This is a genomic window from Hymenobacter cyanobacteriorum (assembly GCF_022631375.1).
Classification (GTDB): Bacteria; Bacteroidota; Bacteroidia; order Cytophagales; family Hymenobacteraceae; genus Hymenobacter; species Hymenobacter cyanobacteriorum.
The window spans coordinates 103,453-128,149 of record NZ_JALBGC010000002.1; the positions used below are offsets into that span (position 1 = coordinate 103,453).

At 65.3% G+C, this 24,697-nt stretch carries 19 protein-coding genes; 7 read left to right on the forward strand and 12 right to left on the reverse strand.

All coding sequences use genetic code 11. From position 1 onward, the window contains the following. Window positions 1–26 precede the first annotated feature (26 nt). Entirely contained in the window at window positions 27–2,171 is a 2,145-nt protein-coding gene (locus tag MON38_RS05735; RefSeq protein ID WP_241935196.1) for a TonB-dependent receptor family protein, read from the forward strand. Window positions 2,172–2,394: 223 nt separating this feature from the next. Here MON38_RS05735 and MON38_RS05740 read toward each other — a convergent pair whose 3' ends face one another. From MON38_RS05740 to MON38_RS05750, 3 genes are all read right to left on the reverse strand, one after another. Continuing rightward, entirely contained in the window at window positions 2,395–6,810 is a 4,416-nt protein-coding gene (locus tag MON38_RS05740) for a beta strand repeat-containing protein (protein WP_241935197.1), read from the reverse strand. Window positions 6,811–7,125: 315 nt separating this feature from the next. Next, entirely contained in the window at window positions 7,126–7,395 is a 270-nt protein-coding gene (locus MON38_RS05745) for a hypothetical protein (protein WP_241935198.1), read from the reverse strand. A 118-nt stretch (window positions 7,396–7,513) separates the two neighbouring features. Next, a complete protein-coding gene (locus MON38_RS05750) occupies window positions 7,514–7,900 on the reverse strand; it encodes a hypothetical protein (RefSeq protein ID WP_241935199.1) in 387 nt (128 codons plus the stop codon). A 151-nt stretch (window positions 7,901–8,051) separates the two neighbouring features. Here MON38_RS05750 and MON38_RS05755 point away from each other — a divergent pair, with 151 nt between their 5' ends. Further along, a complete protein-coding gene (locus tag MON38_RS05755) occupies window positions 8,052–8,327 on the forward strand; it encodes a GNAT family N-acetyltransferase (RefSeq protein ID WP_241935200.1) in 276 nt (91 codons plus the stop codon). 72 nt (window positions 8,328–8,399) lie between these two features. On the opposite strand, the gene MON38_RS05760 is transcribed toward MON38_RS05755, so the two are convergent. Further along, window positions 8,400–10,739 (reverse strand): endonuclease, encoded by a 2,340-nt coding sequence (locus MON38_RS05760; protein WP_241935201.1) that lies wholly within the window; start codon window positions 10,737–10,739, stop codon window positions 8,400–8,402. A 216-nt stretch (window positions 10,740–10,955) separates the two neighbouring features. Here MON38_RS05760 and MON38_RS05765 point away from each other — a divergent pair, with 216 nt between their 5' ends. Then, the gene (locus tag MON38_RS05765; protein WP_241935202.1) at window positions 10,956–11,261 is read left to right on the forward strand and encodes a rhodanese-like domain-containing protein; all 306 of its coding nucleotides are present in this window, start codon (window positions 10,956–10,958) and stop codon (window positions 11,259–11,261) included. Between the two features lie 176 nt (window positions 11,262–11,437). Continuing rightward, window positions 11,438–11,980 (forward strand): GAF domain-containing protein, encoded by a 543-nt coding sequence (locus MON38_RS05770; RefSeq protein ID WP_241935203.1) that lies wholly within the window; start codon window positions 11,438–11,440, stop codon window positions 11,978–11,980. On the opposite strand, the gene MON38_RS05775 is transcribed toward MON38_RS05770, so the two are convergent. From MON38_RS05775 to MON38_RS05785, 3 genes are all read right to left on the reverse strand, one after another. Beyond that, entirely contained in the window at window positions 11,977–13,929 is a 1,953-nt protein-coding gene (locus MON38_RS05775) for a RecQ family ATP-dependent DNA helicase (RefSeq protein WP_241935204.1), read from the reverse strand. The genes MON38_RS05770 and MON38_RS05775 overlap by 4 nt on opposite strands. A gap of 145 nt (window positions 13,930–14,074) precedes the next feature. After that, window positions 14,075–14,719, reverse strand: a complete 645-nt coding sequence (locus MON38_RS05780; RefSeq protein ID WP_241935205.1) for a hypothetical protein — start codon at window positions 14,717–14,719, stop codon at window positions 14,075–14,077. 29 nt (window positions 14,720–14,748) lie between these two features. Beyond that, a complete protein-coding gene (locus MON38_RS05785) occupies window positions 14,749–15,165 on the reverse strand; it encodes a hypothetical protein (RefSeq protein WP_241935206.1) in 417 nt (138 codons plus the stop codon). A gap of 179 nt (window positions 15,166–15,344) precedes the next feature. Between MON38_RS05785 and MON38_RS05790 the strand changes: the two genes are divergently transcribed. Then, window positions 15,345–16,091: a LytR/AlgR family response regulator transcription factor gene (locus tag MON38_RS05790; protein WP_241935207.1), complete on the forward strand. Its 747-nt coding sequence runs from the start codon at window positions 15,345–15,347 to the stop codon at window positions 16,089–16,091. A 21-nt stretch (window positions 16,092–16,112) separates the two neighbouring features. Here MON38_RS05790 and MON38_RS05795 read toward each other — a convergent pair whose 3' ends face one another. Further along, window positions 16,113–18,803 carry an ATP-binding protein gene (locus MON38_RS05795; RefSeq protein WP_241935208.1) on the reverse strand — a complete coding sequence of 897 codons (2,691 nt, stop codon included), beginning with the start codon at window positions 18,801–18,803 and terminating at the stop codon, window positions 16,113–16,115. Window positions 18,804–19,173: 370 nt separating this feature from the next. On the opposite strand from MON38_RS05795, the gene MON38_RS05800 reads away from it, so the two are divergent. After that, window positions 19,174–19,656, forward strand: a complete 483-nt coding sequence (locus MON38_RS05800) for a carboxypeptidase regulatory-like domain-containing protein (protein ID WP_241935209.1) — start codon at window positions 19,174–19,176, stop codon at window positions 19,654–19,656. Window positions 19,657–19,805: 149 nt separating this feature from the next. On the opposite strand, the gene MON38_RS05805 is transcribed toward MON38_RS05800, so the two are convergent. The 3 genes from MON38_RS05805 to MON38_RS05815 all read right to left on the reverse strand — a co-directional run bounded on the left by MON38_RS05805 (window position 19,806) and on the right by MON38_RS05815 (window position 22,359). Further along, window positions 19,806–20,585, reverse strand: a complete 780-nt coding sequence (locus MON38_RS05805; RefSeq protein ID WP_241935210.1) for an MBL fold metallo-hydrolase — start codon at window positions 20,583–20,585, stop codon at window positions 19,806–19,808. Between the two features lie 193 nt (window positions 20,586–20,778). Then, complete coding sequence (locus MON38_RS05810) at window positions 20,779–21,366, reverse strand: hypothetical protein (protein WP_241935211.1); 588 nt, start codon at window positions 21,364–21,366, stop codon at window positions 20,779–20,781. A gap of 201 nt (window positions 21,367–21,567) precedes the next feature. Further along, on the reverse strand, window positions 21,568–22,359 hold the full coding sequence (locus tag MON38_RS05815; protein ID WP_241935212.1) for a hypothetical protein: 792 nt from the start codon (window positions 22,357–22,359) through the stop codon (window positions 21,568–21,570). A 596-nt stretch (window positions 22,360–22,955) separates the two neighbouring features. Here MON38_RS05815 and MON38_RS05820 point away from each other — a divergent pair. Beyond that, on the forward strand, window positions 22,956–23,855 hold the full coding sequence (locus MON38_RS05820) for a hypothetical protein (protein ID WP_241935213.1): 900 nt from the start codon (window positions 22,956–22,958) through the stop codon (window positions 23,853–23,855). A 142-nt stretch (window positions 23,856–23,997) separates the two neighbouring features. On the opposite strand, the gene MON38_RS05825 is transcribed toward MON38_RS05820, so the two are convergent. Further along, the gene (locus tag MON38_RS05825; protein ID WP_241935214.1) at window positions 23,998–24,657 is read right to left on the reverse strand and encodes an ABC transporter ATP-binding protein; all 660 of its coding nucleotides are present in this window, start codon (window positions 24,655–24,657) and stop codon (window positions 23,998–24,000) included. Window positions 24,658–24,697: the final 40 nt, after the last annotated feature.

The window sequence follows — 24,697 nt, forward strand, 5'->3', positions numbered from 1 at the left end:
CCGCACTTCTATTTCCTGACTTCCTTTTGCATACCTCTTTTTACTTTCTGCTGCTGTCGTTGCTGCCGCTGTCCGGTTTCGCCCAAACGCCTGCCGCCGCCGACACCACCCGCGCCGTGGCCCTGCCCGCCGCCACCGTCACGGGCTACGGCCAGCAGCTGCCGCTGCGCCGCACCGCCGCCGCCGTGGGCGTGCTCGATGCCCGCACGGTGGAGCAGTTCAGCCCCGCCGCCCTCACCCAGGCCGTGAACACGCTGCCCGGTGTGCGGCTGGAGGAGCGCGCCACGGCCAGCTACCGGCTCAGCATCCGGGGCAGCACGCTGCGCTCGCCGTTCGGGGTGCGCAACGTGAAGGTGTACTACAACGGCCTGCCCTTCACCGAAGCCGGCGGCAGCACGCCGCTCAACCTGCTCGACCCCGCCCTCATCGGCCGGCTCGAAGTGCTGAAGGGGCCGGCCGGCAGCGTGTACGGCGCGGGCACCGGCGGCGTGGCCCGGTTCGAAACGCCGGCCGTAGCCGCCGGCACCAGCCGGGTGGCGGTGGGGGCCACGGTGGGCAGTTACGGCCTGCGCCGCAGCACCATCGCGGCCGAAACGGGCAGCGCCACCACCAGCGTGCGCGCCCAGTATGCCCACCAAAGCCTCGACGGCTACCGCCAGCAAAGCGCCCTGCAACGCGACGTATTCGCGCTCGACGTGCACACCACGGCCACGCCCAACACCACGCTGGCCGCGCATTTCCTCTATGCCGACATCAGCTATCAGCTGCCCGGCGGCCTCACGCGGGCACAGTTCGCAGCCGACCCGCGGCAGGCGCGCCCGGGCACGCCTGCCGCGCCCGGCACCGTGGCCCAGCAGGCGTACTACGCCTCGCGCACCGGCCTGCTGGGGCTCACGCACGAGTACCGTTTCAGCGAAAAGCTTGATTTGCAGACCACGCTGTACGGCAGCGGCTCGGTGCTGCGCACGCCGTATCTGGTCGATTACCAGCTGGGTACGGCCGTGGGCGGGGGCGGGCGCACGGCGCTGCGCTGGCGCACGGCGCTGGCCGGCCGCACGCTGCGGCTGCAGGGCGGCGGCGAGTTTCAGGGCAGCCTGGCCAACGGGCGCAGCTACCTGAACGTGGGCGGACAGCCCGGCGCGCTACGCTACGACGACGACATCACGACCACCACCGGCTTCGTGTTCGCGCAGGCCGATTATGAGCTGCCGGCCGGCCTGCTGCTCACGGCCGCCGCCAGCTACAACCGCCTGCGCTACGGCATTGTGCGCAGCAGCGCGGCCGCTACCAACCCCACGGGCTACCAATTTGCCCGCGATTTCCGCTCGGTGCTCTCGCCCCGCGTGGCGCTATTGAAGGAATTTGCGCCCGCCCTGGCCGCCTACGCCAGCGTGAGCACCGGCTTTGCGCCGCCCACGGTCGAGGAAATTCGCCCTTCCGATGGTAGTCTGAACGCCGAGCTGCAGGCCGAGCGCGGCACCAGCTACGAGGTGGGCGCGCGCGGCCAGCTACTAGGCAGCCGGCTGGGCTACGACGTGAGCGTGTTCGATTTGGAGCTGCGCGAAACCATCGTCAGCAGCACCACGGCGCAGGGCGTTGTGGTGTTTCGCAACACCGGCCGCACCCATCAGCGCGGCCTCGAAGCGGCGCTGAGCGGCTGGCTGTGGCGGCGGTGGGTGCCAACGAATGGCCGCCGCTGGGAGGGCTATTGCTCGCAGTTCACGGGCACGTTACCCATGCAACAAGTGGGCCTGCGCGCCTGGGCCAGCTACGCTTACAACGACTTCCGCTTCGGCAGCTACCCCAGCGGCGCGGGCGACCTGAGCGGCAACCGCCTCACCGGCACCACGCCCCACACGCTCAGCGCGGGGCTCGATTTCAGCGAGCGACTGGGGTTTTATCTCAGCCCCAGCCTCGGCCACCAGGCCCGCGTCGTCCTCAACGATGCCAACACCGAAGCGGCGGCCAGCTACTGGGTGTTTGGCGCGCGGGGCGGCTGGCGGCGCACACTGGCGGGCCACCTCGAAACCAACATCTACGCCGGCCTCGACAACGCCCTCGACCGCCGCTACAGCCTCGGCAACGACCTGAATGCGTTTGGCGGGCGCTATTTCCAGCCCGCGCCGGGCCGCGCCTGGTACGGCGGCGCGCAGCTGGGCTGGCGGTTCTAAGCTAAGCTATTCGACCAGATGGATAGACTAGACCGACAGCGCCTTGTCATGCTGAGCGCAGCGAAGGACCTTTTTGCTTCGGAACGAGCCGTTCAAGCATGGGAAGGTCCTGCGCTGCGCTTGGGATGACAGACGATTGCGCAACAGGTCTGTCTACCAAAAAAAAGAGCCGGCTGCTTGCGCGGCCGGCTCTTTTGCACTGCCCCAAATGGGCGCTGCCAGGTTAGTGCAGCAGGTTCAGGCGGATGGTTTGCGTGCCGGTGGCGGTCACCAGCCGGGCCACGTACACGCCTTCCTGCAGGCCCGCGCCCACGGCAAAGCTGTAGCGCACGCCGGCCTGGGCCTCGCCGTTGCTCACGCGGGCTACTTCGCTGCCCTTCAGGTCGTACACCGTTAGCGTGTACTTCGCCGTTTCGGGCAGGGCAAACGAGAGGGTAGTGGCGGTCGTGAAGGGGTTGGGCAGGGCGGCCAGCTGGCTGATTTCGGCCGATGCATCGCCGGCGGTCAGGCCCAGGTCGGTAGCCGAGCTCCCTGCCGTCGTCGGGCCCGCGGTAGCAACCGAGCGAGCCGAGCAGCCCGAATTCGGCGTGGCATCGAAGACGCGGCAGTTGTCGAACAGCTCGTTGATGCTGGCCACGGCGCAGCTGATGTCGCTGAAGCTGGGGTTGCCGCCGCCGTTGGCGTAGGCCACACCGCCCAGGGCCTTATTGGCGAGGGCCAGCAGGCTGCCCACGGTGGGCGTGCCCGTGCCGTAGTCGAGGTTGCCGAGCACCGAGGCCGGAATGGAGCGGGAAATCCCGGTGTAGTCGCGCGGGTCGGGCGAAGAGCAGTTGACCGTGGCGTAGGAGGTCATGGAGGCGCTCAGGGGCACGCCGGCCAGGGTGTTATCCAGCCGCGTGTTCAGGGCCAGGGCCAGCGTCTGGCCCACCAGCACGTTGTTGAAGCGGCCGTTGCGCAGGAAGCCCGAGGGGAACGAGCTGGCGCAGCCGCTGGCATTGCCCAGCGTGCTGGGGAAAGCAGCCGCCGAGCCACCGGCCGGCATCTTGTCGATGATGCACTGAGCCGTGGCTTCCCGGGCCAAATCGGCGGCGGTGCTGGTGCCGCCGGTGTAGCTGTAGGTGAGGCTGCGGCCGGGCGCGCCCAGCACGAGGCTGGAAGTCGTGAACATATCCGCAATCAGTTCCAGTCGGCGCTTCGAAGGCTCTTTGCAAATAACGCCGTTGCTGTTGCCGTAGCCGCCCTGCGTAAGGGTGCAATGCTGCGTGCGGCAGCTGGCCGCTATCAGGCTGGTCGAGCTCGTGGCGGTGCAGCCGCGGGCATCGGTAATCGTCACGGAGTAGGTGCCGGCACCCAGGCCGGTGGCCGTGGCCGTGGTTTGGCCGCCGGGGCTCCAGCGGTAGGAGTAGGGAGCCGTGCCGCCGCTGGCCGTGGCCGTAGCCGTGCCATCGGAGCTGCCGCACGAGGCGTTGGTGCTGCTGGTGCTGGCCCGCAGGGCCGTGGGCTGCGTGAGGGTGGCCGAAGTGCTGGCCGTGCAGCCACGGGCATCGGTCACGGTTACCGAATAAGTGCCGGCCGGAATGCCGCTCAAATCCTGCGTCGTAGCGCCGTTCGACCACCGGTAGGAATACGGAGCCGTGCCGCCGCTCACCGCCAAATCGATGCCGCCGGTGCTGGCGTTGCAGCACGAGGGGCTGGTGAGCGTGGTGCGCAGGGCCAGCGCAGCCGGCTGCGTCACGGTGCCCGAAGCCGTGGCCGTGCAGCCCGCAGCATCGGTGATGGTGACGGTATAGGTACCGGCTGCCACGTTGCTCAAATCCTGGGTGGTGGCGCCATTCGACCACAGGTAGGAGTACGGCGCGGTACCGCCGCTCACCGTCAGGTCGACGCTGCCGCTGCTGGTGGCGCAGCACGTAGCCGCTGTCGTGATGATGCTGGGCCGCATGGCGGTGCTGCCGCCCACCGTGGCCGAGCAGCTGGCGGTGCAGCCGCCGGCATCGGTTACGGCTACTGAATAGGTGCCCGGGGCCACGCCCGTTAGGTTTTGCGTCGTCGCGCCGTTCGACCACAGATAGCTGAACGGAGCCGTGCCGCCGCTCACGGCCAGGGCCACGCTGCCCGTAGCGCCGCCCGCGCACGATGCGGCCGTGGCCGTAGCCGTAGCCCGCAGCTGGGCCGGTGCGCCCACCGTAGCCGAAGCCGTGGCGGTGCAGCCGTTAGCATCGGTCACCGTTACCGAATAAGTCCCGGCGGCTACCCCGCTCAGGTTCTGCGTGGTGGCACCGTTCGACCACAGGTAAGCCAACGGGGCCGTGCCGCCGCTGGCCGTCAGGGCCACGCTGCCCGTGCCACCGGCGCAGCGCGCGCCAGTCGCCAGCGCGCTGGCCAGCAGTTGCACGGGCCGGCCTACGGTAGCCGAGCAACTGGCGGTGCAGCCCGAAGCATCCGTTACCGTCACCGAGTAAGTGCCGGATGCCAGGCCACTCAAATTCTGAGTAGTAGCGCCATTCGACCACAGATAAGAATACGGGACCGTGCCGCCACTCACCGCCAGGGTAGTGGTGCCGTTAGCCGCATCGTAGCAGGTTGCGTTGGTTGCCGAAGCCGTGGCGCGCAGCTGGGCCGGTGCGCCCACCGTGGCCGAAGCCGTGGCCGTGCAGCCGTTGGCATCGGTCACCGTTACCGAATAAGTGCCGGCCGCAACGCCGCTCAGGTTCTGCGTGGTGGCGCCGTTCGACCACAGGTAAGCCAACGGGGCCGTGCCGCCGCTGGCCGTCAGGGCCACGCTGCCTGTGCCACCGGCGCAGCGTGCGCTGGTGGCTAGGGCACTGGCCAGCACCTGGGCCGGGCGGCCCACAGTTCCACCGCTGGTGGTGGTGCAGCCGTTGGCATCGGTGATGGTTACGGTGTAGGTGCCGGCCAGCAGGGCCACCAGGTCCTGGGTAGTGGCGCCGTTCGACCACAGATAAGCATACGGAGCCGTACCGCCGCTCACCGTCAGGTCGACGGAGCCGTTGCTGGCATCGTAGCAGGTGGCGTCCATTACCCGCGAGGTGGCGCGCAGTTGAGTGGGCTCGCCTACGCTAGCGCTGGCGGTGGCGGTGCAGCCGTTGGCGTCCGTCACGGTCACCGAATAAGTCCCGGCCGCGACGCCCATTAGGTTCTGCGTGGTGGCGCCGTTCGACCACAGGTAAGCCAGCGGGGCCGTACCGCCGCTGGCCGTCAGGGCCACGCTGCCCGTGCCACCGGCGCAGCGCGCGCCAGTCGCCAGCGCGCTGGCCAGCAATTGGGTGGGCCGGCCCACGGTTGCGCCACACGTGGCGGTGCAGCCATTGGCATCGGTCACGGTTACGTTGTAGGTGCCGGGCGCCAGGCCGCTCAGGTTCTGGGTGGTAGCGCCATTCGACCAGCGGAAGGCGAGGGGGGCGGTGCCGCCGCTCACGGCCAGCGTCACGGTGCCGTTGCTGGCATCGTAGCAGGTGGCGTCGGTTTTGCTGGCCAGGGCCGTAATCTGGGTCGATTCGGTGATGGTGGCCGAGCCGTTGGCCGTGCAGCCGTTGGCGTCGGTCACGGTCACGGTGTAGGTGCCGCCGCCCACGCCGCTCAGTGTGGCCGTGGTGGCCCCGTTCGACCAGAGGTAGCCATACGGTGCGGTGCCGCCGCTCACGGCCACGCCCACGCCGCCCGATGCGCCGCCGAAGCAGCTGGGGCGCGGATTGGTCAGGCTCAGGCGCAGGGCGGCCGGCTCCAGAATGGTAGCGGTGGCCGTGCCGGTGCAGCCGCCCGCATCAGTTACGGCCACGGAATAAGTACCGGCGGCCAGGCCGCTTAGGTTTTGCGTCGTCGCACCGTTCGACCAGCGGTAGCTATACGGCGCCGTGCCGCCGCTCACCGCCAGCATGATGCTGCCGGTAGCGCTGCCGGCGCAGGTGGCGTTGATGCGAGTGGCCGTGGCCAGCAGGCTGATAGCCGCCGGCACGGTGGCCGAAAGCGTGCTCGTGCAGCCGTTGTGGTCGGTAATGGTTACGGTGTAGGTGCCCGCCGTCAGCCCTTTCAGCGCCGGGGCAGTGGAGCCGTTCGACCACAGGTAAGTGTAAGGCGCGACGCCCCCGGTGAGCCCCGATAGAACAATGCTGCCGGTGGCGTCGCCGCTGCACTGCACGCCCACAATAGTGGGAGTGGCCGTGATGGGCGTGAACACCTGAATACTACCGCAGTTGCAAGTGGCAGTGGCGCCCGTGGCATCGGTCACCGTCACGCTGTAAGTGCCTGCCGAAACGCCGGTGATGGTGGCCGTCGTAGCCCCGTTCGACCAGAGGTAGGAGTAGGGGGCCACGCCGCCGGTCACGGAGGCCGTGATAGTCCCGTCGTTGCCGGCGCAGGTCGCATCGGTGTGGCTGAGCACCACGACCATTGCTGCCGCCGGCGACCAGCGCGCACCCGTCAGGTATGTGAACAGCCCGGTGGGCTCCATGCCGCTGGCCCAGGCCCGGCCCGGTTGGCCCGGTTTCGCTGCTGCCGAGCCCATGGCTGCTACTAACAGCACGAAGCTCAGCAGCAGGGCATAGGTACCGCGCCGGAGCAGAGAGCGTTGGGTACCGGCCCAACAGGGCCGGCCCGAGAGGAGAGTAAATGTTTTCATCTGCAGAAAAAGAGTGTGTGAGAAAAAGAACAGTCTAACCAAGTAAAACCTGCGGCGACACTTTCGGTGGATGTCCAAGAAAATGACTTAAGTAAGTTTTTTATTGATTATATCAACAAAAATAATAAATTTTTTGGCTGTTCAAACATAATATTTACTTTTTTCAATAAATATTTTGACAATTATGCGTTGGTTGAAACCAGGAGCAGTTGCGAGCCGGGCACCGAACCGGATGGCTGAAAAAAAGCTGCCCCCCGGCAGCCATCGCAAGGATGGCCGCCGGGGGGCAGCTTCGGGAAGGGCAAGCGAGGAAAGCTAGCTCTGCTCTTCGGGCAGGGTGAAGGCGCGGTCACTGGGGTCAGTCAGCTCCTTGGGCAGGGCGTCGGGGTCGCCGCCGGCTTGGGCGCGGGCGTCCATGTCCTGCTCGAAGGTGCGGAGCGAGTCGTCCATCTCATCGGCCTTTTCCTGGCCCGAAGCGTTGTTATCGTCGAGCACCTGGCCGTGGGTGGCGGCGTCGAGCATGGGGGTCGAAGCACCGTCTTCCGAAGGCTCTTGGTCGAAGGTATTGTTGGGCGTATTAGCCATGATGCGGGGGAAATAGGGGATGATAAAGCAGGCAACCGTTATTCCTGCGCAGGACGAACCGGATGATTGTCGTTCGGACAACTAACTCAGGTTCCTTCGGCGTCGGAATGACAAACGGCTATTCGTCTTTGGTGGGGTAGTTGGCGTCGGCGGGCTCTTCGCGGGTGTTGTGAGTGCCGCCGCCGGCGTAGCGCGGGTCGTCGGCGGCCCAGGCGGCGCGCTGGGTGTCGTCGTCTTTGCCTTGGGCTTCGCGCACGGCGGCCGGGTTCTGGTTCTGCTCCACGTGGCCGGGCTGGTCTTCGGGGTTAGAGGGGGCGTTTTCGGCTTCTTCCTCGCGGTCAGAGAATTCGCTGAACTCGTCGGGGTTGTCGTTGGCGCCGCTGCGGCCGGGGGCTTCGTTGGTGGGGCCTTTGCGAGCAGCGTGGCCAAAGTCGCCGTAGTGGGGGCTGCCGGCGGCGGCTTCGTTCTCAGAATTGGGCGTCGGGGAGGGATTTTGCGTATCCATGCGGGAGGGAGGCGGGTAAGGGTGAAAAACCAAACGGGCCGGGCCCGTCTTATGCAGTCTGTACGCAAACCAGCGGCGGCCGTTGGGCTTAGCAGCCCGGGGCACCGGTTTTTCTCCTCCATTACTTCTTTAACGCATTCATTCCCTGCGCATGTCCATTCAGCACGATACCACCAACCAGGAATTCACCACCACCCGCGATGGCTACGCTGCCGAGCTGGCCTACGCCCGCCCCAGCGACGACGTTATCGACTTCACCCACACTTTTGTGGACGAAGCCCTGCGCGGCCAAGGCGTGGCCGACGAGCTGGCCCGCACGGCCCTGGCCTACGCCCGCGATGAAAAGCTCAAGGTGAAGACCACCTGCACCTTTATGGCCGGCTTTGTGAAGCGCCACCACGCCGAATACGCCGATATACTGGCGTAGCTGAAATAGCAGCACACAAAAAAGCCCCCGGCCAATCGGCCGGGGGCTTTTTTGTGTGCATCGGCGGTAGTACTACCGCACCACGACGCGGCCGGTGTAGTCGGCCTCGGCGGTTTGCACGCGCACGGCGTAGATGCCGGCGGGCAGGCCGCGCAGGTCGACGGCCACGGTTTCTGCGCCGCCGAGCTGGGCGGTGCGCTGGCGCACAGGGCGGCCCAGCATATCGAGCACCTGCACGGTGGTGGCGCGGGCGGTGGCTAGGCCGGGCAGGCGCACCTGCACGGTTTCGGTGGCGGGGTTGGGGAAAATTTCGAGGGTGTTGCGCAGCACGGCGGCCGCGCGGGTGGCGGTAGCCAGGCCGCAAGCGGTGCTGGTGTAGCTGCCCACCCCGGCGTAGTTGTCCACGCCGTTGCCGGTCCAGGTGGCGGCGCCGTAGGGGCCGTTCCAGCGGCCGCCCTGGCTGGTGTTGGGCAGGCGCACCATGGTGTTGTTCAGGGTCGAGCCGTTGCCGGCCACCGTCCATTCGGTGGGGCGCTGGCCGATGACGCCAATCACGTCGAGCGTGTCGGTGCCATCAAATAGGGCAATGGCGTCGTCGCCATTGAAGAAGGCCACGGCGCTTTCCAGGTCGGTCTGGGCTTTCACGCCGGCATCGGTTACGCCGGTGTTGGCCACCACGTACACGTCGTAAGGAGCAATGGTGCCGCTCAGGGCCTGGGGCGTGGTCACGGTGGTGGCACCGTTCGAGTACAGGGCCAGGCGCTTGCCGTTCAGCGACACGGGGCTGGCCGTGGGGTTATAGATTTCGAGCACTTTGGTATTCAGCGTGCTCGACTCGGTGTACTGCGAAAAATAGAGCTTGGTGCAAGGTGCGCCGGCCGGAGCCGCGTCGTCGTTGGTGATGGTGAAGACGTGGGCATTGGGCGACCCCACGATGATGCTGCCGTTGGAGGGCGTGCCGAGCAGCAGGCGCACGGTTTCGTTGGGCTCGTACACCGCATCGCCCACTACCGTGATGGTGATGGGCTGCGTGGTGGCCGTGGCGCTGAACGTGAGGCTGGTGGTGTTCAGCGTGTAATCGGTGGTGGGAGTGGCGGTGCTGTTGGTAGCATCCACGCTCACGGGCACCGTGAAGGTGCCGGTGGGCAGCGTGCCGGTGGCCGTCACGTTCACGGTGTAGGTGCTAGTGCCGGTGTTGCCTTCGGCCAGCGAGCCGGTGGCGGTGGCAAACGCCACGGTCGGGGCCGGGCCGTCGTCGTTGGTAATGGTGAGGGTGTGGGCGGCGGGCGAGCCCACGCTGTTGCCGGTGCTGGGGTTGGTCAGGTTCAGCACCACCGTTTCGTCGGCTTCGGGCTGGGTGTCGCCGGTCACGGTCAGCGTCACGGTTTGCGAGGTGCTGCCGGCCGGGAAGGTGACGGTCGCGGGCGAGGCAAACGTGAAGTCGGTGCCGCCGGTGGCCGTCGAGCTGGCAGTGTTCAGGCTCACCTGCACGGTGCTGGCCGTGGTGGCGGCCGGGCTCAGGTTCACGGTGAAGGTGTAGGTGCTGGTGCCGGCGTTGCCTTCGGCAATGGTGCCGGTGCCGGCCGCAAAGCTGAACGTGGGGCCGGCCGGAGCTAAACCGTAGGCCAGGGCCACCAGCTCGGGGTGCTCGATGTAGGGGTTGTAGTTGCCCTGGCTGGCAGCTACGCGCTTGTTTCGCTCAATCTCGTGGGCATCCACCGGGTCGGCCAGGTGCCAGGCGTAAAGAGTAGCCAGCGGAGCCAGCGAGCTGATGTTCTGCTTGCCGTTGGCGATGAGCTCGGGCTGCGTGTCGTGCATGGTGTAGAAGTAGAACGCCGTGCGGGCCACGTTGCCCTTGTGGTCTTCGCGAGGCTCAAACTGCGAGTTGGTGTCCTCGCTGTACTCGTCGATGTTGCTGGTCGGGATGGTGGTCTGGCTGCTGGTGTTGCGCATCCAGAGGGTGGTGGTAGCATCCGGAATGTCGGCAAACGGGTCGTTGCCCCGGTTCGAATTCCACTGAATGTAGGTGGGGTAGAGGTGGTGCATGTCGGACACCATGCGCGAAGCCTCGTTGAACCACGACTGCGGAATGGTGTGCTCGCAGTTGATGTTGGCCGCCGACGTGGTGCTGCTGCTGGTGAAGCTGAACGGGTTGGGCGTGTTGTAGCCCGAGTACACGCACGTTACCGAGTTGTTGTAGTTGTCGGCGTAGTTGTACATTTTGGCGCGGGCCGCCGAGTACGAAAGCACCGTGCGCTTGCCGTCGTACCAGTTGGTGCGCAGCCAGTCGCGCAGGGCCTGGCCCTGCAGGTTGGAAGGTGGCGCGGCCGGCACGGCCGGGAACGTCTGCGCTTGCAGCACGGCCGGCGACAACGCCAGCACCAGCAGCAACGTCGAGAAAATTTGCTTCATAAAAATTGGGGGGAACTGTAGGAACTTGAAGATGAGTCGGGGAGGGGAGAAGCTTCAGTTGCAGCCCCGCATGAAATTGCCGGGCTGCCGAAGCTACAAATATACAATAGCCGCCGCACGTGGCTGACGGAGCCGCAGTTACGAAATCAAGAAGATTACGGCCTTACTTTCGTGCTCCGGCACCCCATGCCGTCACCACTCCATTCTCTAAAAAAAATGGCCGACATCACCACCACCGAACTGCGCCAGCGCCTGCAAGCCGGCGAAACCCCTCACCTCATCGACGTGCGCGAGCCCTGGGAGCACGAAGAAGGCCGCATCCCCACCGCTCAGAACATCCCGCTCGGCACCCTGCCCGACAAGCTCGACGACCTCGACGCCTGGAAAGACCAGGAGATTATCGTGCAGTGCAAGAGCGGCAGCCGCTCATCGCAGGCCAAAACCTTCCTCACCCAGCAGGGCTTCACCAACGTGCGCAACCTGCTCGGCGGCTACACCGAGTACTCGGCCGGCGGCAACTAACTCGCCGGATTGGCTGCTTGACAGTTTGATAAATCAACAACAGGAGGCCCTGCCGCGACAAGCGCGGCAGGGCCTCCTGTTGTTTGGGGGCAAAAAGCGAACCGGCCGGGCTTGCCCGCCGGTCCGTGGCCGCCGCCGGCCGTTCTGCGTACGCTTGCCAACCCCATTCTCCGATTATGGCTGATTCGCCCCACTCCGAACCCCTTGCCGCGCTGCGCGCCGCCCTCGCCGCCGACGCCACCCCCGAAGCCCGCCTGCAGGCCGCCCTCGACCTGGCAGGCCCGCACCTGCGCGCCGACCGCTGCTTTCTCTACGTGCGCAACCCCGCCCGGGCCCGTGGCCGCATTGCCCTGGTGTGGCGTCTCGACGAGGCCGTGCCCGACCCCCGCCACCCCTGGCAGGACGACGCCGGCGACCTGCCCAAGGAAGACCCACTCTTTCGCGCCGCGCTGGCCTGCCAGCCCTCCGTGTTTGTGGATGACGTGACCGAGGCCGGTCCCGAAACGCTTAATCAGGAATTCGAGCGCAAAACCTTCGGCCACCGCGCCCTGGTGCACGCCCACATCACCGAAAACGGCCAGCTCTGGGGCATTCTGCAGCCCTGCGTGTTCGGCCACCCGCACCACTGGACGGCCGCCGAGCGCACCTACCTGAACGAGGCCGTGGGCCTGCTGCTGCCCGTAGTGCAGGCGTATATGGACGGGCGCGATGTAAGCTAGCCGCGGCTACTGTCTGCCACCACCAGCCGGCCGTCGGCCGCGTAGGCCAGCTCGCCGCGGTCTACCAGCTCGCGCACCGCGGCCGTGACGGCGGTGGCCTGCGCGGGTGGAAACGCCGCCAGTAGCTCGCGGGGCGTGGGCATTGTAAGCTGTACCTGAGCCAGCAGCGGCTCGCGCAGCGAAACGACCTGCGCGGCTGCCTGGGCTGCTTTCTTCGCAGCCAGGCAAATATCGCACACGCCGCAGGCAGCCGGGTCGGCTTCATCAAAATAGCTGAGCAGCAGAATCTGGCGGCAGCGGGTGCCGGCGAGGTACTGGGCCACGGCGTGAGTTTTGGCGCGGGCCAGGTCGCGGGCGGCCGTCATCTTCACTTGGTCGAGCGGCAGCTTGGGCGCATCGAAGCGCGGCGTGGTGAACATGGCCTGCGGCGACTCCTGCTTGGGCTGGTAGTGCAGAATGCCGGCCGTGTGCAGGTAGCGCAGCTGCTGGCGCACTTCCACCACGCTGCGGCGCAGGTGGGTGGCCAGCGCATTCTCCGAAATGGTCTGGAAATCCGAGAACAGCTCGCCGCCGTGCAGCCGCAGCAGCGCCTTTATCAGCTGGTCGTGCTGGGCGTTAGCCACTTGGAAGGCGTACAAATCCTGGTGGTTTAGGATGAGATGTACCCGCGCCGGCTGGTTCACGGCCTCGTTCAACTGCACAAACCCTTCGCGCTGCAAAATCTTCAGCGAGTTGTGCGCGTCCACGGCCTTGATGCGGTAGGTTTCGGCAAACTGCTGCAAATCGAACTCGAACGCGGCCAGTTCGCCGCCGCCCACCGCCGTGCGCGAGTAATTGGCCAGCGCCTGGTACACGCGCTTCACGGTATCGAGGGGCGGAAATGACTGGCTGGTGCGGCGGCGCAGCTCGTCGGCGTCGCTGGGCCCGGCCAGCAGCACGGCGAAGGCGTACTGGCCGTCGCGCCCGGCGCGGCCGGCTTCCTGGTAGTAGGCTTCCAGCGTATCGGGCGCGTCGAGGTGGGCCACGAGGCGCACGTCGGGCTTGTCGATGCCCATGCCGAAGGCGTTGGTGGCCACAATCAGGCGCACTTTGTCGGCAATCCAGTCCTGCTGCACCTGGGTGCGCTTCTCCGATGGCAAACCCGCGTGGTAAGCCGCCGCCGCAAACCGGTGCTGCTGCAAAAAGGCCGCCGTGTCCTCCGTCTGCCGCCGCGTGCGGGCATACACGATGCCGGTTTTGCCGGACCCCACGCCGCGCACCACTTCCAGCAGCCGGCGCAATTTATCCTCGGTGGGCAGCACCGAGTACGAGAGCTTGGGCCGGGCAAAGCTTTGCCGAAACACCTGGCCACCGGGGCCAAACTTCAGCTTCTCCACAATGTCGGCCTGCACCTGGGCCGTGGCCGTGGCCGTGAGGGCGATGACCGGCGTGCCGGACGGCAGCTTCTCGCGCAGCTCGGCAATGCGCAGGTAGGGCGGCCGGAAATCGTAGCCCCACTGCGAGAGGCAGTGCGCTTCGTCCACGGCCAGCAGGCCCACCGGCATCTTCGCCACTCGCACCTGGAATAGCTCCGTGAGCAACCGTTCAGGGCTCACGTACAAGAACTTCACCGAGCGGCCGCACACGCAGTTATCGAGCGCGTGGTCGATTTCCTGGTGGCTCATGCCCGCGTAAATCGCCTCGGCCTTCAGCCCGCGCTTGCGCAGGTTGTCCACCTGGTCCTTCATCAGCGCAATCAGCGGCGACACCACGATGCAGATGCCCGGCCGCGCCAGGGCCGGCACCTGGAAGCAGATGCTCTTGCCGCCGCCGGTGGGCAGCAGCGCCAGCGTGTCGTGCCCGGCCAGCACCGAATTGATAATTTCCTCCTGCCCCGGCCGGAAAGCCGTGTGCCCCCAATGCTCCTTCAGCAGGGCCAGCGGGGTGGTTTCGGTAGGGGAGGAGGGCATGGGGGCGAAGTTACGGCCCACTGCCGCTAACCGGAAATGCCGCCTGCCGCAACCTTACAGGAACTGGTTTCACAAACGTCATTCCCGTTGCCGGCCAAACAAGGCCACCAAGCCGGTTGTCGCCGCCGCTTTGAGTAGCGCCCGCCTACGCCCCGAGAACGTGTAGCTGGCACGTGTACGCGCCGGGCGGCAGGCCCAGGCCAGCGAGCAGCAGCGAAATGCGGTGCGCAGAATTGCCCGTCAGACGGCGGCGAATAATACCCAATACTTTGCGACCCCGCGCATCCACTAAATCGAGCCGGACGTCAGCAGGTTCAGCAAGCCGGAAGTCGACGTCGAATGTGTCGGGGCAGGGGCTGGGTAGCGGAAACAGCTGCACGAGGGGAAGCTGCGGTCTGGCCAGAGCCACCAGCAGCTCCTCCGGTAAGCGGCCCGCCGGCGGCCCGGCCAAAGCAGCCGGCCGGGCACCGGAACCCGCCACCGCCAACGAGCGGGAGGAATTTGAGAGACTATTTCCGGGATGGCTGCCCGGCGCGGCGAAGGTGCCCGAGGCCGTAGCGGGGGCTTCGGCTGGCCACCGGGGCGCACCCGTCGCATTGCCGCGAAACAGACGCCCGGCCATTTGTCCGGTGCCTTGCCGGGCACTGTAGCCCGGCGTGCGGCTGGCCGCCGCCCCCGGCAGGCTTCCCTTGCGAGGCGTGGCCGCCACTGCTGTTACGCTGCCGCTCCGCACCGGTGCAAGGCCAGCAGAGTGGTGAGCCTGCTCCAGAGCCGCCTCAACCATAGCCATTGCTGTTGTATTGGCTGCCATGGTGTTATTTACTTTCGGGCCGTGAGGATAACTGCCGCCGGCGCTTCCGGCGCCTCCAGCCGCAGCAGCGCTTCGTACTGGGCAGCCGTCAAGGTGCGGGCCAGGGCGCGCTGGTAGCCGGCCCCGATGCCGGCGATGGCTGCTTGTTGGGCCGGCGCGTCGTAAGCGGCGGGGGCGGCGAAGCGGAGCGAATCCAGCGCCTGCAGCTGGGCATGGGTGCTGCGCTTCACCTGCAGCGTCTGGGCGTAGCGGAGCTGCAGGGCATCGGCCAGGTAAGCGGTGCGCCGGGTGGCGGCGGCTTGCAGCGAATCCACGGTCGGAACGGGTTTTTCGAACTCGCCCAACCGCGCCGCGTGGCCCGCCGGGCCGTGGGGCATTGATAAGCGAAGCATCAGACTGGCCAACAGGACGAAAACGTTGTTCATCGCGGGAAAAGTGGGGGTAAACGAAAACACGCTGGATGCGCGACCGATGCAAACCTAGCTTTGGAGAGCCGGGGCAGATTGGCCTTTTGCACGAACCGCCCGGTTTGCTAAACGAACGGCGTCGTTTCGTTGCAGAAGCGCAATCCGACAGGCCCTTTTTCTGCTCAATTCTCGCGCTTATGCCCGACTCCGACCCGCTCGCCTGCGTCATCGTTGAAGACAACGAGATGAACCGCCTCACCCTCGAGCATTTCGTGGCCATCACCCCCGGCCTCACCCTGCAAGCCGCCCTGGAGGATGGCCGGCAGGCGCTGCACTACCTGCATACGGAGCCGCCGGTGCAGGTGCTGCTGCTCGACATCGAGATGCCGCACCTCACCGGGCTCGACCTGATTCGGGTGCTGCCCAAGCCACTGCCGGCCATTGTGCTGGTTACGTCGCACGAGGCATTTGCCGTCGAAGCCTTCGAACTGCCCGTCATCGACTACCTGGTGAAGCCCGTTGAATATGCCCGCTTCCTGCAAGCCGTGCAGCTGGTGCGCGACCGCCGCCACCGCGAACCGGCCTCCCTGCCGGCCCGCCCGCCGGCCACCATCGAACTGGCCGCGCCGGGCTCCTCCGATTTGTTCGTGAAGGTGAACGGGCGGCTGGTGCGCCTCAATTTCGACGAGGTGCTCTACATCGAAGCCCTGGCCACGTACTCGGTGCTGGTGACGGCCGCCCAGAAGCACATCGTATACGCCAGCCTCAAAATCCTCGAAGACCGGCTGCCGTTCGCTCATTTCATGCGCGTGCACCGCTCCTACATCGTCAACACCCAGCGCATTGATGCGGTAGAAGACCATGTGCTGCTGCTGGGTCCCTATCAGGTGCCGGTGGGCAAGTCCTACCAAACCACCCTGCGCGACCGCCTGAACACCCTGTAGCCCCCGAGCCGCTGGCCGGCCCTATGCGGGCGGCATGGTGGCCAGCAGCGCTTCCAGCTCGGCGGGCAGCGCGGCGAGCACCCGCTCTACTACGGTACTTAAGTTGCCCACGGCCCCGGCCAGTACCTTGGGCGACGGCGCGGGCGACGTAGCCGAGCGGTGCGCCCGGGCCAGCACATCGAGCGAAGGGGCCACGGCGGCCACCCCCAGCGCCAGCAGGTTGGGCCGAATGTGGTGGGCCACCTCGGCCGCCTCAAGCCACTGGCCGGCCGCCGCCGCGGCGCGCAGCTGGGCCAGGCTCCGGGGCATGTTGGCCAGCACCGAGCGCAGAATCTGCACCACGAACGCGCTGCGGCCCTGGGCCTGGCGCTTCAGCAGGCTCAGGTCGTAGAGCGGCGTGGGGCCTGCGTCGAGCACTTCCACCAGCTTGCGGTAGAGGGCTTCCTGGCCGATGGGCTTGGGCAGGTAGGCATTCATGCCCGCCGCCAGGTAGCCCTCAATGTCTTCGCGGAATACGTTGGCGGTGAATGCGATGACCGGCGTAGCGGCCCGGGCTGGGTCGCCCATCTGGCGCAGGCGCTGGGTCACGTCCACGCCGCTCAGGCCGGGCATCTGCACGTCCATCAGCACCACGTCGTAGCGGTGCGCGGCCAGGCGGGCCAGGCCGGCGGGGCCGGTGGCGGCCTGGTCGAGCTGCACGCCCCAGGGCTCGGCCATCATCTCCACCAGGGTGCGGTTCACGTCGTTGTCTTCGATAACCAGCACGCGCACGCCGGCCAGCCGGCCCGTGTCGTAGGCGGCGGGGGCCGCTGCTGCCGGCGCGGGGGCCGCGGCCCGGGGCAGGGTTACGGTGAAGGCAAAGGTGCTGCCGCGGCCTTCCTCACTGGCCAGCGTGAGCGTGCCGCCCAGCTGCGCCACCAGGGCCCGGCTGATGCTCAAGCCCAGGCCCGTGCCGCCAAACTGCCGGGCCGTGCCGGCCTGGGCCTGGGTGAAGCTCTCGAAGATGCGCGCCTGCTGCGCCGCCGGAATGCCCGGCCCCGTGTCGCTCACCCGGAAGCGCACCGTGAGCTCGTCGGCCGTTTCGTCCACGAGCTCGCCCACCACGTCAATGGTGCCTTGCTCGGTGAATTTCACGGCGTTGCTCACCAGGTTGATGAGGATTTGGTTGAGGCGGTGGGCATCGCCGATAACCCAGGGGTAGGGGCAGCTGGTGCGCAGCGGCACGCCCGTAAAGGCCAGCCCTTTGGCGGCGGCCTGCGCGGCCAGCGGCTGCACGGCGGCCCCCATCGAGTCGCAGAGGTTGAAGGCGACCTGCTCCATCTCCAGCTTGCCGGCCGAGATTTTGGCCATGTCGAGCACGTCGTTGAGCACCGCCAGCAGGTGCTGGCCCGAGCGCTGCATCAGGCCGATGAGCCGCTGCTGGCGCGCATCGAGGCGGGTGGTGGCCAGCTGGTCGGCCATGCCCAGCACCCCGTTCATGGGCGTGCGGATTTCGTGGCTCATGTTGGCCAGGAAGTTCTGGCGGGCGGTGGCCGTGGCTTCGGCCTCGTCGCGGGCCAGGCGCAGGGCCTGCTCGGCCTCCACGCGGGCCGTGATGTCGTGCGAGTGGGAGATGATGTAGGGCGCCTGGCCCGGCTCGCGCACCACAAAGTTGTGGTAGAGCAGGTGGCGCACGTCGGTGCGGCCGCGGGGCTGCACGCGCAGCACGCCTTCGGCCTCGCCGGCCCCGGCAATGTGGGCCAGGTACCGGCCGAAGCTGGCCTGGTCTTCGGGCAGTAAGAAAGCCGCTACCGGCCGGCCCACCAGCTCATCCATAGCCTGGCCCAGCAGGTTGGCCAGGGCTGGATTGACGGTGATGACCGTGCCGGCCAGGTCGTAGGTGCAGATGAAAGCCTGGGCGTAATGCATCAGGTCGCGGTACTGCTTTTCGTTGCGCACAAGCGCCTGCTGGGTTTGCTCCTGCTCGGTCACATCGAGGCCGTAGGCAATGAACCACGGCGCCGCGCCATCGGGCGAGGGCACCGGGTGCAGGCGGCGCAGGTACTGGCGGCGGCCGGCAGGCTTGTCCACCGTTTCCGTCCAGGCCACGTCCTGGCCGGTGGCGGCCTGCTCGAACCGGGCCAGGCGCCGGGCCATCACTTCGGCCGGGCGGCCCAGGTCGGCCCCCAGCTCGGCCACGGTGCGGCCCAGGGCCGCCTGCCGCAGGGCCGGGTCGGCCAGGGTGGCCGGGTTGAGGTACTGGTAGCGCCGGTCGGCTCCCACCACGGCCACTTCGGCCGGCAGGCTGTGCAGAATGGTTTCGTAGAAAGCCCGTTGGGCCACCAGCTCGGCCTGCGCCTGGTGCAGGGCCGTCACGTCGAGCAGGTACAGGTTCACGTAGCCCTCCTCCGCCAGCGGCACCACATCCACCTGAAACCACTTAGTGGCGGCGGCCACTTCCACCTCCACGCGCTGCCGCACCCCGGCCGCCAGCGTGCTCGCCGTGGCAGCCTGCAGCTCGGCGAAAAGCGCAGCGTAGGCCGCTTCGGGTAGCTGGCTCTGCAGGCGCAGGGCGGCCGCGTTGGCGTAGCGGCGCTCGCCCGCCAGGCTGAGCCGCAGGATGGGGTTGGGGTTCTCCTCCGGCACGCGCGCAATGGCGCGTAGCGCCTGCCAGTCGCGGGCAAGTTCTTCGGGCTGGTTGGCAGGGGCAGAGGCAGCTGGCAAGTCGGGCATGGTGCGGGTGAAAAGGCAAAGGCTTACAAGATGGCGCCGCCAACCGGCATTGTTCAGCCCGGGCGCACTAAAGGCAGTATTTGCTGTGCCAACCGGCCCCATTGCTGGCCGAAAGCGACACCCGAAAATCTGGTCGTTCAGGGGGCTTTCGCCTGCGTATGGCTTGCCACGCAGGCTGGTTGTGTTGCCGGCAACGCACCTGGAACGGGCCCGCACTCCGGCTTAGGCGACGCGTTTATTTAGGAAACGGGTCTGTTCACCCACGGATTGGGGGGCTTGGACGAACTCAAAACCCCTTGCCTTAAGTGCAACCATACATTTGTATCGTTCAAAAGCAACGCCGCTCATCCTCTCTAAACTGCTCTCCGTTATGCGTTCCGTCCTCTTTCTCGCCGCCACTGTCCTCACTTGCTCGCTCGGCTTCAACAAGGCCCAGGCCCAAACGGCATTGGCTTTCGCCAGCAATGCCGAATACGCAACGGCTGGCAGCAGCGAAACCCCTACGGCCAGCAAAAATTCGGAGAAGATGGTGCTCACCGGTAAAATCACCAACGCCGCCGGCGTGCTGCCCGGTGCCGTGGTCATCATCACGGCCACCAAGCAAATGGCCGTGACCAACGCCGAAGGCGAGTTTGAGTTCGTGGTGCCCGCCAACGCCGGCCCCCTCGATGCCCGCGTTACGTACGGTGGCTACGCCGACGAGAAAATGGTACTCAACGCCGCCAACGCCGAGTCGACCGTGAGCCTGACCAACGCGCACGTCGTTGTGGTGGCGCGCAGCCAGCGGCTCGAAAAATACCTCAAAACCGCCCGCAAGCAAATCAAGCACGAATTGCGGCAGCTGCACAAGTAAGCCCGGCGCGGGCTGCTTCTGCCCGGCCAATGCGCCCGTTCGGCCCCGCCTGAATTGCCTCCGCTTAGGAAAGCCGCGAGGGTGTAAAACACAAAAACGTCCTGCCAGGCTGGTTGCTCGGCAGGACGTTTCTGCGTAGCTGCATTCGCTTACTTGGCCGCGAGGTACCAGTTGCGCAGCCGCACGTCAATTTTCTTGTTGCCCGCGTTCACCTGCTGCTTGAAGCTAGCCACGTCGCTCAAGCCGTTCTGGCCCCGGTAGTGGTAGGGGTACACAATGCTCGGCTTGAAGGCCAGCACGCCCTGCGCGGCCTGGTTCACGTCCATGGTGTAGGGCAGGTTCATGCACACAAAGGCCACGTCGATGTTCTTCAGCGCGCGCATTTCGGCCGTGTCCTCCGTGTCGCCCGACAGATACACGTTTTTGCCGCCCAGACCCAGCACGTAGCCATTGCCACGGCCTTTGATATGCGGTGCATCAGGCGCTTCGGGCAGGTTATACATCGGAATGGCTGCCACGCTCATGCCCAGCGTGTCGAGCTTCTGGCCGTTATTCAGAATGCGAACCTGCGCTTTGTATTCGGCCGGCAGCTTCTCGGCCACGGCTTTGGGCACCACCATCAGGGCCTTGCCCACCGAAAGGCCCGCCAGCGTTTTCGGGTCGAGGTGGTCGCCGTGAATGTCGGTAATCAGAATAACATCGGGCGCGGCCAGGCCGGCGTAGGCCTCGGCTCCGCCGTAGGGGTCTACGTAAATGGTTTTGCCGTTCCAAGTAAACACCACGCTGCCGTGCGTGATGGGCTGCACCGTGAGCGGGCCCTTTTTGGTGGCAATCTGGTCGGCGGGCACGCGCAGAGCGGTGGCGGTTTGGGCCTGGGCCTGCACGGCAAAAGCCGCCAGCGCGGCCGTAAGGAAGAGGGTGGGTTTCATCGGTATTCTGAGGTTAGCTAAAGTTTCTAATCGGGCTTTTTAGCAGTACGGCTTCACCGCAGGAGCTGCCCAACAATGCGACCATAACCTGAATACGCCGCACAAGTTCAGACCGTGAATCGGACCTGATAATTGCGAAGGCCAGCGCCGCCTCCCGCCGCCTGGCCATGAGCTATACCCGCCAGCACTTGTTCTATTCACGCCCCGTTTCGCTGCTCGGCTTGCGCATGCTCTGCTGCAAGCGGGCCAGCACCTCATCGGCAATTTCCTTAAAGCAGGTGCGCATATTTATCAGGTCGCGAAACGCCGGTTCCCGAATGGGTTTAACATTGCCATTGTAGTAAGATTCGACGGGGATTTCAGTAGAGGACTGTCCGGGGCCTGGCTCAATAAAGACGAAGTCTTTCACCTCGTATTTGTAGCGGCCTTCGCGCACAGAAATTGTGGCGTTGTAGCGCAGTGAGCGCGGGAGCAAGTTGTGACCTGCCCAGTCAACTGCAAAAGGGCAGACGCCGGTTGTGCGAATTACCTCGGTATCGGGCTCACGCGTGCTGACTGGAAGCAGCGTGGCCGGCGTTACCTGCCGGGCCCAGGCCCGGGCGCGTAGCACTAACTCTGCCTGGCTCGCACCCTCGACGGATACCACTGCCGTGTAGGTAAACCGGTGTGGGGCCTGGGCCAGGCTAAGCGTCGATAAGGTCTGACCCAGGCCAGGGTTGGCTAGGCTGCCGAGGCTCATCAGCAATAGAACCCGGAAAGCAACGGTGGAATACGGCGTCATTGGTTAGGTAAGGTCTGCTGATACTTGCGCGCTGCGAGCGAAAAGAAGGTTTTCAAAATGCAGCGGCCAGTGTGGCACAAGCTACCACTAATAAAGGCGCAAATAATTTCCTCCGTATCGGACGGACACGCGGCATCAGCTCAATAAAAAAAGCCCGGCACCTTGCGGCGCCGGGCTGGCAGAAGAAAGAAAGAACAATAATTAGGCAGCAGCTTTCTCGCCGTTCTCGCGGTCGTCGATGGCTTTGCGCAGCTTGGCAATGGCCTGCAGCGCGCGCTCCTCATCGAGGCGGTTGATGTTGAGCAGCATCTTGGTCTTCTCGGGGCGGGTAATCACCGGGTGGTTCAGCAGACGGATGATTTCCTCTTTCTGCGAAGCCGTGGCGTATTGCACCGCTACGGGCGCTTCGGCGGCAACGGCCGGCGCTTCGGCAGGCACCACCTGCATGGCGGGCACGGGCTGAGCCACGGCGGCTACGGCCGGCACCGGCGCGGTAGCGGCGGGCTTGTTGGTGTCGTAGTCCATTTCCTCGGCAGGAGTGGGCTCATAGCCGGCGGCGCGGATAATCCAGGCCAGGATGTTGCGGTAGGCCTTGCCCACGGCGCGGGTCTGCGCCATGCTCATAATGGCAAACTCCTGGTAGAATTTCTTGCCGCTCTCCTTGTTCGAGCACACGGCGAAGCCGGCACCCACCGTCACGCCGTGGCGGATGTCGAACAGCGTCACTTTGGCCTGGTATTTCAGTTCCTCGGGGCTGCCCACGTTGATGACGTGCTCCACGATGGGCACGATGCCCAGGCGCGAGCCGGCGTACTGCCAGCCCTCCACGTTCACAAACTCCTTGCCCTGCACAGTCGTGCTAAGCTTGTTGTCTTTAATGAACTTGGCAAGGTCCTTCGCCAAATCCAGCGTCTCGTCGGAACGCGCGATGTCGAAACTTTCGACTTTAGCCTTCTTGGTAACTTCTTTGGTGGTTTTGGGAGCCTCGTTCATGGCGGTGTGGGGTTTTAATGTGTCCAACTGATGTTCGGGTTAATAACCCAAAGCTAGAAAGAAACGTGCCACAATTGCCAAAAATATTGGTAAATTTTTATAATGAAAATCAGCGTGTTATAAGTCGATTAAAAATGTATACTAGCTAATCAGGTTAGAGATGAGCTGGCATGGGCGCTATTCCATTGAAAAATCCGGCCTCTGCATCTGTTTCGGAAGCCATTTATCGAGCCAGCCGGGCCGCTACCACCAGCAGGCTACTCTTTTTTAGGTGGCCGAAACAACCTTTTTTCGCCTGCTTCCGAGTAGCCTACACACCCGCTCGTAGCGGCCGGCCGAACCGACCCACCTCGTTTCGCCGCCCTGCTTCATCACCGGCGAGCCAATGAGCGGCCGCAGCAGTTGGCGCCAATTGCTACGGCCGTTTCAGCCGGCCGCCACCCATCCTTTTTCTCCCTTTTCGGGCGGCTCCCGGCCGTGCCGTGAGGGCTGCCGCGGGCCAACTGGTCTGGCGGCAGCCAACCCCTCCGTAGCCGTTTTATCGGCCAGCGGGACGGGTGTGCCCATTCCGCTCCACCATTAATCAACTCTTCGCCATGACCACATCTGTAAACCCATCCGTCCGCCGCCTTTGGTTATTTGCCCTGGGCCTGGCCCTGCTCGGCCTGCTGAGCCTGGGCGTCAGCAGCTGCAAAAAAGACGCCACCCCGCCCGCCGAAGACCCCGACGCCGTGGCCAACGTGAAGCTGGCCACCTCGCCCACGCTCGGCAGCTACCTCACCGATGCCAACGGCAACACGCTCTACTTTTTCGCCCGCGACATCGACGGCGCCAATGCCTGCACCAGCGCCACCTGCATGCCGCTGTGGCCGGTGTACTACGAAGCCAACATCAAAGTGCCCAAAGCCCTGAACGCCGCCGATTTCGCCACCAAAACCACCGCCGACGGCCGCCAGCAAACCACCTACAAAGGCTGGCCCCTCTATTATTACGCCCCGGCCACTGGCGGCGTGTACACCCGCGAAACGCCCGGCCAGACGGGTGGCAACGGCATTGGCGGCATCTGGCACGTGCTGAACCCCGGTTACAACCTTATGCTAGCCAGCAAAAACGTCGAGGATAAAACCACGCACGTGGTGGCCAGTAAAACCTTTATGGTGGATGCCCAGGGCCGCACGCTCTACTACTTTGCCAAAGACAACACCAGCGCCAGTACCCAGCCCACCAACTGCACGGGCGGTTGCGCCGCCATCTGGCCCGCCCTGTATATGAGTGCGCCGGTAGCGCCTTCGTCGCTGAAAAACACTGATTTCGCCACCATTACCCGCGAATCCAATTCATCGGGCGGGGCTTACGGCGGTACGGGAGCTACTCAGCAACTCACCTACAAAGGCCACCCGCTCTATTATTACGCCGGCGATGCCGCGACCCGCGGCAAAGTGGAAGGGCACGACCTGGACGACTCCGGCGACAAATGGTACGTAGCCGCGCCGTAATAGCAGAAGTGGAAATCAGTCAAAACAGACCGTCATGCTGAGCTTGCCGAAGCATCTCTACCGCCGGAGTAAATCAATTACTATGGCGGTAGAGATGCTTCGGCAAGCTCAGCATGACGTTCTATTTCTACTTAAAAAAGCCTTACCCGCCTTCCAGAATGTGGCCGTCGCGCATCACAATCTTGCGGTCGGCCATTTCGGCCAACTGGTCGTTGTGCGTCACGATGACGAACGTCTGGCCAAGCTCCTTGCGCAGCAGGAAGAAAATCTGGTGCAGCTCCTGGGCGTTTTTGGTGTCGAGGTTGCCGCTGGGCTCGTCGGCGAAAATGATTTCGGGCGAGTTGATGAGCGAGCGGGCCACCGACACGCGCTGTTGCTCACCGCCGCTCATTTCGCTGGGCTTGTGCTCGGCGCGGTGCTCCATGTTCATCATGGCGAGCAGCTCGCGGGCCCGCACGCGCACCTCACGCTCGGTGCGGCCGGCCAGGTAGGCGGGTAGGCACACGTTTTCGAGGGCCGTGAACTCGGGCAACAGGTTGTGAAACTGGAAGATGAAACCGATGTGCCGGTTGCGGAACCGGGCCAAATCGTTGCGCCCCAGTGAGCTCACCGACTCGCCGTCGAACAGAATGTCGCCCGAATCGGGCGTATCCAAAGTGCCCAGAATGTGCAGCAGCGTGCTTTTGCCGGCCCCCGAGGAGCCAACGATGCTGACGATTTCCGACTTTTCAATCGTCAAATCGATACCCTTGAGCACGTTCAGGGAATTGTAGCTCTTGTGAATGTTGATAGCTTGCAGCAACGGCGGGCAGCGAAAACGTGAGAAATGCGGTAGTGGCAAA